The sequence below is a fragment of the Streptomyces sp. NPDC051578 genome (assembly GCF_044454045.1).
Lineage (GTDB): Bacteria > Actinomycetota > Actinomycetes > Streptomycetales > Streptomycetaceae > Streptomyces.
Genome location: NZ_JBITDH010000003.1, coordinates 343,782 through 354,609, shown reverse-complemented (window position 1 = coordinate 354,609; position 10,828 = coordinate 343,782). Strand labels below are relative to the sequence as shown.

Here is a 10,828-nt window from a genome sequence, read left to right as displayed (position 1 = left end):
CGGGGGTTGCGCGGTACGGGGGGCGGTGGGGCCGCCGGTCACCAGGGCGGGCGGTAGCCGGTGGTCAGCGTCTCCCCGGTGTGCCGCCACTTCGGTTCGCGGTCCACGGTGTGCGCCGTCATCTGGCGGAGCTTGCGGACGACGGCGCCGTACGCGCCGCTGGCCTTGCTGGACACCTTGGCGCCGGGCGGCTCATCCATGAACGGCATGAACTTGTCCGGGAATCCGGGCATGGTGCAGGCGATGCAGATGCCGCCGACGTTGGGGCAGCCGCCGATGCCGTTCATCCAGCCGCGCTTGGGCACGTTGCACTTGACGACGGGGCCCCAGCAGCCCAGCTTGACCAGGCACTGCGGCGAGTCGTAGGTGTGCGCGAACTGGCCCTGCTCGTAGTAGCCGGCCCGGTCGCAGCCCTCGTGGACGGTGGCGCCGAACAGCCAGGTGGGGCGCAGTTTGTCGTCGAGCGGGATCATCGGAGCGGAGCCGGCCGCCTGGTAGAGCAGGTAGGTGAGCGTCTCGGAGAAGTTGTCCGGCTGGATGGGGCAGCCCGGTACGCACACGATCGGGATGCCGGCCTTGGACTTCCAGTCCCAGCCCAGGTAGTCCGGGACGCCCATGGCGCCGGTGGGGTTGCCCTCCATCGCGTGGATGCCGCCGTACGTGGCGCAGGTGCCGATGGCGACGACCGCGAGGGCCTTGGGCGCCAGCCGGTCGATCCACTCGCTGGTCGTGATGGGCTGGCCGGTCTCGGGGTTGTCACCGAAGCCGCACCAGTAGCCGTCGGCCTTGATCTTCTCGTTCGGGATGGACCCCTCGATCACGAGGACGAACGGGTCGATCTCACCGCGCTCGCCCTTGAAGAACCATTCGATGAACGTGTCGGCGCCGCCGACGGGACCGCATTCGAAGTCGATCAGGGGCCAGTGCACCGCGATCTTGGGCAGACCCGGCAGTACACCCATCACGATCTCTTCGATGCTCGGCTGCATCGCCGCCGTCAGGGACACCGAGTCGCCGTCGCAGCTCAGCCCCGCGTTGATCCAGAGGATGTGGATGGGGGGGTCCTCTACCGTGCTCGGCGTTTGTGCATCCATGAGGATGCCTCCTTGGGCAGGGAATCGGGGAGGTGGGCTGAGGGGGAGCCAGGGGCGGGCGCTCCGCTCTCACCCTTCTTCGTAACAGGGGCCGGCGGCCGGTGCGCTGTCTTGTACGGCCAGTGCGGTGACCGGGTCCGGAGTCCGGCGGTGGCCGGCCGGGACCGTACGGACCAGGTGCGGCGGGGTGGCGGCGACCGGCTCCTTGCGGACGAAGGCACGGCGCAGGGCGTGGTACGGGGCCCGCGGGTCGAAGAAGGTGGCCCGCATCCGGGTCAGCTCCGCCTCGCGGTAGGCGGCCAGCGGGGTGTCGGCCTCGTCCTGCTCCCGCCGCGCCTTCTTCGCGGCGATCCGGGACGGGGCGGTGGGGGACGCGGCCAGCAGCCCGGCCAGCCGGGCCGTTTCGCCGGCGAACTCCCCCGGTGCGCAGGGCACCGTACGGTCGACCAGGCCGAGTGCGGCCGCGGCGGCGGCGCTCAGCGGCAGTGCGTCGGTGGTGAGCCGCTCGGCGACGGCTTCCCCGACGCGGCGGGGCAGCGTGTAGGTCCAGTACTCGGAGCCGTAGAGGCCCATCAGCCGGTAGTGCGGGTTGAGGACGACGCCCGAGCGGCACCAGACCTCGTCGGCCGCCAGCGCGAGCATCGCGCCCCCGGCGGCGGCGTTGCCGCCGAGGGCCGCGACGACGAGGCGGTCCGTGGTGGTCAGGACGGCCTCGACGAGGTCGTCCATCGCGGTGATGTTCGCCCAGGATTCGGCGGCCGGGTCGGCGGCCGCCTCGATGACGCCGAGGTGGATGCCGTTGGAGAAGAAGTCGCGGCCGCCGCCGAGGACCAGGACGGAGGTGGGGCGCTCGCAAGCGGCCCGGTAGGCGTCCAGGAGGCGCCGGCACCGGTCGGTGCTCATCGCGCCGCCGGGGAAGGAGAACGACAGGAAACCGGCCCCTGCCTCCTCCCGGTAGGTGATGTCGGCCCAGGTACGGCGCGGGGGGCCGCCGTACGGCGGCGCGGGGTCCTCCGGCAGCGGGGGCAGCCGGTCGCCGAGCGCCAGGGTGGCGGGCAGCTTCACCGGGACGGGCTCCCCCGGCGCCCGGCAGGCGCGCAGCTCCGGGATCCACACGGCGCCGTCGGCGGTCGCCCGGCAGACCGCGCCCGCGCGGGTGGCCAGCAGCTCTCCGGGGCGCCCGCGCAGCCGGTCCTCCGGGTGGCCTCCGTGCAGGAACCAGACACCGCCGAGCAGTTCGTCCCGTACACCGGGCTGGGAGTCGGCGGCCCGCAGGACGCGCAGGACGCGGTCGGTGGGGTCCGCCGCCCAGTCGATGCGGCGCTCGTCCTGACGCATGTAGGGCCGGGTGCGGTGGGTGGTCTGCGGGGTGGGCACGTACGTCCCCGAGGCGACGCGTTCGACGGCGAGCAGGACGGCCCGCAGCGCCGCGTCGGCGATCTCGCCGCGGTAGACGTCGCTCTTGGCCAGCTCGGGAAGGGGGCATTCGGCGAAGGCCCAGACGTCGCCGGCGTCCATCTCGGCGTCGGCTTGCAGGACGGTGACGCCCCAGTGGGTGGCGCCCTCCTGGACGGCCCGGTCGAGCGAGGAGGGACCGCGGTCCCCGACCGGCCCCGGGTGGACGATCAGGCAGGTGTGGGTGGACCACACCTCGCGGGGGACGGCCGTCTTCAGCATCGGCGCGATGATCAGGTCGGGCCGGTGGCGGCGCGTGGCGTCGGTCAGCGAACCGCCGGGCAGCGCGAGTTCGACGGCCACTCGGTGACCGTGGTCCCGCAGCTCGGCGTGGACGCGCTGCGTCAGGCTGTTGAACGCACTCGCGACGAGCAGGATGCGCACTCGGTCTCCCAGCGGCCAGGCGCCTTCGCGCACGGTGGGCCGGGGGTTGTCCGGCCGCCTGCGATGTTCGGGGACCGCCGGGCGCGGCGGCGCGAGGCCGAGCGCTGGCGTCACTCGAAAGCGGGCAGGGGGCGCTGCCACTCGGCGGTGCGGCGGCGCCCGGGGCGCGGCCGCGCGATGGAGTGGAGTCCCGTGCGTCGGGCGCGCCCGTTCCCCGACCGGCCCGGGCGCGCGCATACAGTCCGTGACCATCCGTCCGATCGGACGCGGATCGTTACGAGAGGGAGGTCGGCGATGGCCGGTACACGCGTCATCACGGTGTTCGGCGCGACGGGCGCGCAAGGCGGCAGTCTGGTACGGGCGATCCTCGACGACCCGGGCAGCGGGTTCTCGGTGCGCGCGGTGACCCGCCGTCCGGAATCGGACCGTGCGCGGGAACTGGCGCGGCTCGGCGCGGAGGTGGTCCGGGCCGATCTGGACGACGAGGCGAGCCTCGGTCCCGTCCTGGAGGGCGCGTACGGGGCGTACCTGGTGACCGATTTCTGGGAGCACATGTCGGCGGAGCGGGAGAAGCGGCAGGCCGCCTCCCTCGCCCACGCGACCGGGCACGCGGGGGTGCAGCACGCCGTCTGGTCCACGCTGGAGGACACCCGCGAGTGCATCCCGCTCGACGACGACCGCATGCCCACGCTCCAGGGCACGTACAAGGTGCCGCACTTCGACGCCAAGGCGGAGGCCGACCGGTACTTCCCCGAGGCCGGCGCGCCGACCACCTTCCTGCGCACGACGTTCTACTGGGAGAACCTGCTCACGATGTCCGCCCCGCAGCGCGGCGAGGACGGCGTCTTGCGGCTGGTCTTCCCGATGGGCGGCAGCCGGCTGTCGGGCATCGCCGTCGCCGACATCGGCAAGACGGCGCTGGCCGTGTTCGAGCGGGGCACCGACCTCATCGGCGCCACGGTCAGCATCGCCGGCGAGCACCTGCCGGTCGCTGACATGGCGGCGGCGATGAGCGAGGTCATCGGTGAGCCCGTGCGGTACGCGCCGATGGACCCGGACGACTACCGCGCGCTCGGGTTCCCCGGGGCGGACGAGTCGGGGAACATGTTCCAGTACTACGCCGAGTGCGAGGACCGGTTCACCCATGCGAGGGATCTGGCGGCCATCCGGGCGCTCAACCCCGAGCTGCAGGACTTCGCCACCTGGCTCGCCGCGCACCGCGAGGCGCTGCGGTCCCTGTGAGGGCCGACGGCGCCGGGGAGCGGTCCGGGGAACCCGTCCGCCGGACGTAGGCCGGACGGGTGGGGTCGCGTGTGGCGTCGTTTTGTGTTCGGAACCGGTGCGCTCGCGTTGTACCTTCCCGTCGTTCGGGCGTTCCGCATGGTGCGGAAGGCCGACCGTCGAGGAGAGGGACCTGTGTGGCTACCGGAACGGTGAAGTGGTTCAGCGCGGAGAAGGGCTTCGGGTTCATCGCGCAGGACGGGGGCGGCCCCGATGTCTTCGCCCACTACTCAGCGATCAACGCTACCGGTTTTCGGGAACTGTGGGAGGGACAAGCGGTGACCTTCGACGTCACCCAGGGTCAGAAGGGGCCGCAGGCCGAGAACATCGTGCCGGCCTGATCCCCGTCCGCCCCCGGTCGCGCACCGGACCGGTCCCGTCACCGGCCGGAGGCCGGGGGCCGGTTCGCCCCAGGAGCGGACCCTCGGGTCTCGGGGTCCGGGGGCCCGCTCTGCGTCATCATGTGCCATCCGCTCATCCCCGGCCGGTACCGCCGGGCGACCGGCGGCGATTCTCACCCCTTCGGCCACTCCCCCCGAGCCCGCGCCCCGTCCGCCCTTCCCCGGGCCGCTGCCCGGCATGCCAGCGGGGCGCCGCGCCCCTTTCCCCCTACTCTCGCCGGATGACCGAGAACGAGATCAAGCTGAAAGCCATCGCGGTGCTCACCGGGGTGCGCGGCGACGTCGGTACGGACTACGTCTCCGCCCTGCTCAGCGAGGTGACGCCGGCGGAGTTCCTGGTACCCGCCGAAGCCGATCCGGCGGAGATCGGACTCGCCGTCCTGGACCAGCTGTCGGGGCCGTGGAGCGCCCTGGTCACCGGTTTCGTGCTGGCCTTCGAAGCGGTCGCGGACGCCTACGACGAGTCCGATCCGGAGATGTCCGCGCAGGAGATCCTCCAGGCGCTCGCCCTCGAACTCGCCGCTGGGGACGACTGAGACCGGTAACCGGTCGGCGTGCGGGAGCTGCCCTCCCGCGGGACGGGGCCTTCCGTGGGCGGGGCGTCTCGCCCCGGCTGGTGCGGGGCGTCGCGGCGCGGCCGGTGCGGGGCGTCGGGGGTGCGCTCGTGTCAGGGCGCGCGCTGCGGGTAACCGCCTGACGAGAGATCACCCGTCAGAGCCGGCACCCCGTGCCGGCCCGAGCCGAGAAGGGCGCCATGACCACCCCTCCGAACGATCCCGTACCTCCCAACCCGACCCCCGCGCCCGGTCCGGGCCCCGGACCGCAGCCCGGACCCCTGCCGGGGCCGGTCCCGGGGCCGGGCGGCCCCGACCCGGTGCCGCCGCAGCCCCAGCCGGACCCGCGGCCCGAGCCCGCGCCGGGTCCGGATCCGCTCCCGGCGCCCGGACCGCTGCCCGGCCCGGTCCCGGCTCCGGACCCGGTGACCTGAGGCCGCCGCCCGCACGGAGGCGGCCCCGTCATACCGCGTGCCCGGCCCACTCGGCCGGGACACCGGCGCCGCCTCCGTTGCGGAGCGCCTCGACCACCGCTTGGTGCAGGTCGCGGCTGTCCTGCTCCGAGTCGCATTCGACGGGGCTGCCCGCCAGGGTGAACCAGTCGGACGAACCGCTGTACTGGACGGCGACCTGGGCCGCCGCGCCCGTCCAGGTGGTGTGCAGCGTCAGGTTGCCGGAGATGACGCCCGCTTCCTCCGTGCGGACCCCGCCGGCCCCCGGGTAGATCCCCGTCGTCGTCCACGAAGCCCAGGCCATAGGCCACGCTCCTCCCGTGCCATGTCGTCGGCGGAGCCGACGTCCGTCAAACCTCCCCCGCCTCGTTTTCCTCCTCCTGGTCTACCCCCATTGGCCCCTTCACGCACGGGGCGCTCTCATGGAGATCAGGCCGTTCCCTCTGCCGCGTCGAGCATGAAAGAGGTACGCCCATGTACGAGATGCGCGCCGAGTCCAGCGCCGAGCGGGGCCACCTGCTGTGGCACGTGATAGCGAAGGACACCACCCTCAGCACGCTGTGCGGATCCCTCCTCAACCCCGGCCACGTGCCGCCCCCGGCGATCGAGCCCTCCGCCGACCACTACTGCGCCGCCTGCATGCAGGCGGTCCGCGCCCAGACCGGAGCCGTCGCCGAGCGGTAGCCGCCGACCCGCGGGACGGGTTTCAGGGCCGGGCCGTCGGGCAGAAGCCGCATGCCGCCCTGCGGTGACGAACGCAGGGCGGACCAAACGCCACCGGAGCGCGAGACCCCCGCCGGACGGGCGGCATGGCAGGGAGGTGGGACCCATGGCCGACGGTGCGCGCACCGACCCCGGCACCCTCCCTTCTGTCGGACGGCAGTACGACGCCAGTCCCTACCTGCCGGGCCGCGGCGGCCTCGGCGACCTGCGCCGGGCCGCCGCCGGCTGCCGGGGGTGCCCCTTGTTCGAGCACGCCACCCAGACGGTGTTCGGCGCCGGATCGGCGCACGCCCGGCTGCTGCTGGTCGGTGAGCAGCCCGGTGACCAGGAGGACCGCCAGGGCGAGCCGTTCGTCGGCCCGGCGGGACGGCTGCTGCACCGGGCGCTGGAGGAAGCGGGCCTCGGCGACGAGGACACGTACGTGACCAACGCCGTCAAGCACTTCAAGTTCACCACCGCCGCGCGGGGTAAGCGCCGTATCCACAAGGCCCCGAACCTGCGGGAGATGTCCGCGTGCAGGCCGTGGCTGACGGCGGAACTGCGCCTGGTGGAGCCCGAGGTGGTGGTCGTGCTCGGCGCCACCGCCGGCCGCGCCCTGCTGGGGAGTTCCTTCAAGGTGGGCGAGCAGCGCGGTGTGCTGCGGCCGATGCCCGCCCTGGGCGACGACCCCGGGGATCCGCTTCCGGGACAGCTGCTGGCGACCGTCCACCCCTCTTCGGTGCTGCGCTCCGACGACCGGGAGGCGGCGTTCCGGGGGCTGGTCGACGACCTTTCGGTGGCCGCCTCCGCCCTGGGCTAGGACGGCGGGGGGACGGACCGGGCGCGCGCCTCGGCGAGGGTCGGGGCGATCTCCAGCTTGGATTCCGCGGCGAAGAGCCGCAGCATCTGAGCGAACTGCTCCGGCACGGGGCCGGCCAGGACCAGGTGTTCCTCGCGGTCGCCGGCGAGCAGGGTGTTCAGCAGCGAGGAGTCGGCGAAGGTGACCCGGGCGATGTCCACCACCCGGCGCACGCCCTCCTGGGCCGCGTCGGCCAGCACCTGCGCCAGCGGCCCGACGCCGTCGACGTCGAACTCGCCGGACAGCACGACCACCCGGACCCCGTCCTCGTCGAGGAGGACCTGGATTCTCGGGTGGTCGTAGGTCATGACGCCGCCGGTCCGGCACTCCGTCGGCCTGCCCGTTCAGCCGCCACGGCGTCCGCCGGGCGGGTCCTGGGGGTCGACGCCCGTGTACGCGGAGGCGTCCTTGGTTCCGCTGGGGCGCCGGGAGGCCCCTTTCTCGCCCATGTCGTGGTGGCCCTTGTCGCCGGAGCCGGACCCCTTGCTCTTGTGTTCCCCGCGCCGTCCGCCCGTCTTGACGGGGGTGCCCTCGTCGGCCTTGGTCGGCGACGCCTTGGTCCCGGAGCGGCGGTCGGGGCCTTCACCCGCGTACTCGTCGGGGTGGAAGGAGCGCTCCGCGCTCGGGTTGTCCTGCTGACGGGTGGCGTCCACGTCGGGCGACCATCCGTGCTGCTCGGTCCCTTCGTGCCGACTGGGACCCTCACCGTGTGACGGGTGTCCCGACTTCCTGTTCTTGGCCATGCACTACACCTCCTGAGGGCTTGCGCGGCCGCGGCCCCGGTTTCAGGGGGACGACGGCCGTGGGGTGTGGAAGGGGCGCAGCCGTGCCTCGACGTGACCGTCGACGACGCGCGTCTCGAACGACGGCTGGGGGGCGGTGGCCGGGCCCTCGACGTTCCAGCCGTCGGCGAGCCTGAACACACTGCCGTGCCAGGGGCAGCGTACGCAGCCGTCGGTGATCTCGCCTTCGGACAGCGGCCCGCCCATGTGAGAGCAGCGGTCCGCGAGGACGCGTACGTCTCCGCCCGCGGCGCGGACGACGAGTACGTCCACCCCGTCCACGCTCGCCCGGACGGGCCGGTCGACGGCGAAGTCCGCGACGGGGCCGACGCGGTGCCAGCCCTCGCCCACCAGGTGGGTGACCGCTTCGGCGTGGTTGGCGCCCGCGGCTTGCCGGTAGGCCAGGTGGCCGCCCAGCGCGCCGCCCGCCGAGACGGCCGCGAGTCCGGCCGCGGACAGCGCCCTGCCCCGCCAGGTCCGGCCCCGGGCGCGGGCCAGGAAGGAGCCCGCGTAGAGGCAGAGACCGACGCTGTTGGTGAGGGCGTGGACGAGCCCCACCCGGGCCTGCTCGGGGGGCAGCTCCGCCCAGTCCGTCCAGCCCGCGAGCGCGGCGGGGACGGCGGTGACCACGCCCACCCCGATCAGGACGTGAGCCGCCCGGCGCTGGCCGGGCAGCAGGTCCAGGACGGCTGAGGAGAACCAGGCGCCGAGCGGCACCTGGACGAGCGGCGGGTGCGCGGGGTGGCCGATGGGGCGGCCGTGCAGGACGTCGCGGGCCGCTCCCAGCGGGAGGGCGCGTACGGCGCGGCGGAGTACCTCGATGGCCCCGTCGGCCACCGGTGTCTGCTCCAGCCGCTCCATGGCGGTCAGGACGGGTCCGGGGCCGTTGCCCGCGGCGCCGAGTGCGGTGTGTCGTAGGTCCATGGCGGGCGCCTACCCCGACTGGGGCGCGCTATGGCGTCCCGCCGCGGGAGGGTCCGGGCTCTTCCCGTCGGCGCGCGTCCCCGCCGTACTCGGGGGCGGTGTTGCGGCCCACCACGTGCATGGCGGCCTCTTCCGCGGACTCCGCCCCTCCGTCGGTGCCGACGTCGTGGGCCAGTACGTCGAAGGCCCGCTGGGGGTGGTTGTCCTCCACGGGGGCGAGCCGGCCGACGGTGTCGCCGGGCAGTGGCTCGGGATGCGGGCCGGTGTCCCGGCCGTTCTGCCCCACATCGGGGGTCTCCTGGGCGAGGCGCTGGTCCAGGCTCTCGCCCTGGCGCTGCTCGGCAGCGGTGGTGCCGTAGCGGGAGACGGCGCGGGGCCGGTCGGGGGTGTCGTACCCCTCGTCGAGGCGCTGGTCGGCGTCCGGCTCGTCGAGCGCGTTCTCCATGTCCGGCTGGTACTCGGCGCGCTGGTCACCGTTCTGCGGCTGGTACACCTCGTCGCCCTGCGTGTCGCTGGCCATGATCATCGCCTTCCCCGGGTCTGGTGTGACGGCCCTCGGCGGGCGCCTACCCCGTCCGGCGGGGCTCACACGGCCGGGGTCGCGCGGCCGCATGCCCGGCCCGGGGGGCGGGTAGCCGCCGGGAACCGGAACTACGGAGGGAGAGTGCCATGGACGACCAGGGCGGAGCGGGCGGCGTGCCCCTGCACCACGACGAGGGCGAGGCGAAGCGCCGCGGGCCCCACGTGGACCGGCCGGAGAAGGAGCAGGAGAGGGAACGCCCGGCTCGGAGCGGCGAGCCGCAGGACCGGCGATCGGAGCAGGCCGAACGGGACCGCGACCGCGGCCGGGAGGGCAGGGGCCCGGCCAAGGGTCCCGAGTAGGCAGACGGGCAGTAGGGCCCGGCGTGGGCGGTTCAGCGCTCGGAGAAGCTGAAATCGCCCATCGTCCAGGCGCTGACGTCCTTGATCGCGATCCGGTACATCCCGCCGGTCTCCGGGATGCCGACGGTGCCCTGCAGGATCCGGGCCACGTGGAAGTGGAGGTACGCGGGCGGGGCCACCTGCGGGGAAGGGGACATCGTCCCCGCGTCCGAGAAGATGTCCGCGAAGGCGCCGAGCTGGTCGGAGTCCTTGAGGACCTCGGCCACGCGCTGGCGCCACACGCTCTCCGGCGCGAGGCGCCCCGTGATCACGGCGCCGTGCACCACGACGGTGAGGGCCATCTGATTGGTCGGCTCCGACTCCACGGCGGCGGCGATGGCGACAAGGAGGTCGTCAGGCTTCGACATGGGTACGGAGTCTACAAGGTCCCGCCCCGGGGCCCCACCCCACGGCGCCGGAACCGGGCCGTCCCGCGCCGGTGTTGGCGGGGCGCGCCTGTCACGCCGAGCGCAACAGCAGCTCGACTTCCCGCTCCTGGTCCCCGGCGACGGTGCCCTTGGCCTCGACGGTGAAGGCCTCCGTCAGTGCGAACAGGACCCGGTCCACGGCGCGCGGGCCGCCCTGCACACCGACCCGGACCGTGCCGTCGAGCGCGACGGGCCCGGTGGGCGTCGCCGCTCTGCCGGCGTCGATGGTCGTGCTCCATACGGTGGGTTCCCCCGTGTGGTCCCGGGCCTGCGTCCCGATGCCCTCCGCCCCGTCGTCCGAGAAGGCCCGCTCCAGGAACCCGATGAGGGTGCGGGCACACTGCGGCGAGCAGTCGGTGGCCGTCACCAGCACCGCGTCGTCCGCGTGCCGTGCTTCGCTGTTCATCACGTCGCCTTTCCTCAGGTCCTTCGGGGTGCTTCGGGCCCTGGCGCGGGCGCTCACGCGCGGCGCGGGGGGCCGGGGGGGGGGCCGGGGCCCGGGGGGGGGGGGCGCCACCCGTTTGAGCGCCCCGGGGGCGTGGTGAGCGGCTGCGTGTTGATGGGCGGGCGGGCCCCGCTGGCCCGCCTAGT

General features: G+C 74.0%; 15 protein-coding genes. 6 read left to right on the top strand and 9 right to left on the bottom strand.

Going from position 1 to position 10,828, the window contains the following annotated elements:
• Positions 1 to 38 precede the first annotated feature (38 nt).
• Positions 39 to 1,094, bottom strand: a complete 1,056-nt coding sequence (locus ACIA6C_RS17695) for a hydrogenase expression protein HypE (RefSeq protein ID WP_329200857.1) — start codon at positions 1,092 to 1,094, stop codon at positions 39 to 41.
• 69 nt (positions 1,095 to 1,163) lie between these two features.
• Complete coding sequence (locus ACIA6C_RS17690; RefSeq protein WP_399276785.1) at positions 1,164 to 2,933, bottom strand: enoyl-CoA hydratase-related protein; 1,770 nt, start codon at positions 2,931 to 2,933, stop codon at positions 1,164 to 1,166.
• Positions 2,934 to 3,227: 294 nt separating this feature from the next.
• Here ACIA6C_RS17690 and ACIA6C_RS17685 point away from each other — a divergent pair, with 294 nt between their 5' ends.
• The 3 genes from ACIA6C_RS17685 (at position 3,228) to ACIA6C_RS17675 (ending at position 5,151) form a co-directional block, all read left to right on the top strand.
• Positions 3,228 to 4,175 (top strand): NmrA/HSCARG family protein, encoded by a 948-nt coding sequence (locus ACIA6C_RS17685; protein WP_399276783.1) that lies wholly within the window; start codon positions 3,228 to 3,230, stop codon positions 4,173 to 4,175.
• Between the two features lie 176 nt (positions 4,176 to 4,351).
• Positions 4,352 to 4,555: a cold-shock protein gene (locus tag ACIA6C_RS17680; protein WP_136215879.1), complete on the top strand. Its 204-nt coding sequence runs from the start codon at positions 4,352 to 4,354 to the stop codon at positions 4,553 to 4,555.
• A gap of 281 nt (positions 4,556 to 4,836) precedes the next feature.
• Complete coding sequence (locus ACIA6C_RS17675; protein WP_361126385.1) at positions 4,837 to 5,151, top strand: hypothetical protein; 315 nt, start codon at positions 4,837 to 4,839, stop codon at positions 5,149 to 5,151.
• 480 nt (positions 5,152 to 5,631) lie between these two features.
• On the opposite strand, the gene ACIA6C_RS17670 is transcribed toward ACIA6C_RS17675, so the two are convergent.
• The gene (locus tag ACIA6C_RS17670; protein ID WP_399276780.1) at positions 5,632 to 5,925 is read right to left on the bottom strand and encodes a hypothetical protein; all 294 of its coding nucleotides are present in this window, start codon (positions 5,923 to 5,925) and stop codon (positions 5,632 to 5,634) included.
• 170 nt (positions 5,926 to 6,095) lie between these two features.
• Here ACIA6C_RS17670 and ACIA6C_RS17665 point away from each other — a divergent pair, with 170 nt between their 5' ends.
• Complete coding sequence (locus ACIA6C_RS17665) at positions 6,096 to 6,305, top strand: hypothetical protein (protein ID WP_399276778.1); 210 nt, start codon at positions 6,096 to 6,098, stop codon at positions 6,303 to 6,305.
• Between the two features lie 145 nt (positions 6,306 to 6,450).
• Positions 6,451 to 7,143 carry a UdgX family uracil-DNA binding protein gene (locus tag ACIA6C_RS17660; RefSeq protein WP_399276776.1) on the top strand — a complete coding sequence of 231 codons (693 nt, stop codon included), beginning with the start codon at positions 6,451 to 6,453 and terminating at the stop codon, positions 7,141 to 7,143.
• On the opposite strand, the gene ACIA6C_RS17655 is transcribed toward ACIA6C_RS17660, so the two are convergent.
• From ACIA6C_RS17655 to ACIA6C_RS17640, 4 genes are read right to left on the bottom strand one after another with little or no spacing between them, the layout of a single operon-like run.
• Complete coding sequence (locus ACIA6C_RS17655; RefSeq protein WP_399276774.1) at positions 7,140 to 7,490, bottom strand: STAS domain-containing protein; 351 nt, start codon at positions 7,488 to 7,490, stop codon at positions 7,140 to 7,142. The two genes, ACIA6C_RS17660 and ACIA6C_RS17655, sit on opposite strands and share 4 nt — an antisense overlap.
• Before the next feature lie 36 nt (positions 7,491 to 7,526).
• Complete coding sequence (locus tag ACIA6C_RS17650; protein ID WP_399276772.1) at positions 7,527 to 7,925, bottom strand: hypothetical protein; 399 nt, start codon at positions 7,923 to 7,925, stop codon at positions 7,527 to 7,529.
• Positions 7,926 to 7,967: 42 nt separating this feature from the next.
• On the bottom strand, positions 7,968 to 8,888 hold the full coding sequence (locus tag ACIA6C_RS17645) for a Rieske 2Fe-2S domain-containing protein (protein ID WP_399276770.1): 921 nt from the start codon (positions 8,886 to 8,888) through the stop codon (positions 7,968 to 7,970).
• Between the two features lie 28 nt (positions 8,889 to 8,916).
• Positions 8,917 to 9,408 (bottom strand): DUF5709 domain-containing protein, encoded by a 492-nt coding sequence (locus ACIA6C_RS17640; protein WP_399276768.1) that lies wholly within the window; start codon positions 9,406 to 9,408, stop codon positions 8,917 to 8,919.
• A 149-nt stretch (positions 9,409 to 9,557) separates the two neighbouring features.
• Between ACIA6C_RS17640 and ACIA6C_RS17635 the strand changes: the two genes are divergently transcribed.
• Entirely contained in the window at positions 9,558 to 9,770 is a 213-nt protein-coding gene (locus tag ACIA6C_RS17635) for a hypothetical protein (RefSeq protein WP_399276766.1), read from the top strand.
• Positions 9,771 to 9,802: 32 nt separating this feature from the next.
• Here ACIA6C_RS17635 and ACIA6C_RS17630 read toward each other — a convergent pair whose 3' ends face one another.
• Together ACIA6C_RS17630 and ACIA6C_RS17625 are read right to left on the bottom strand one after the other, a co-directional pair.
• The gene (locus ACIA6C_RS17630) at positions 9,803 to 10,177 is read right to left on the bottom strand and encodes a hypothetical protein (RefSeq protein ID WP_399276764.1); all 375 of its coding nucleotides are present in this window, start codon (positions 10,175 to 10,177) and stop codon (positions 9,803 to 9,805) included.
• Between the two features lie 91 nt (positions 10,178 to 10,268).
• Positions 10,269 to 10,643: a hypothetical protein gene (locus ACIA6C_RS17625; RefSeq protein WP_399276762.1), complete on the bottom strand. Its 375-nt coding sequence runs from the start codon at positions 10,641 to 10,643 to the stop codon at positions 10,269 to 10,271.
• Positions 10,644 to 10,828: the final 185 nt, after the last annotated feature.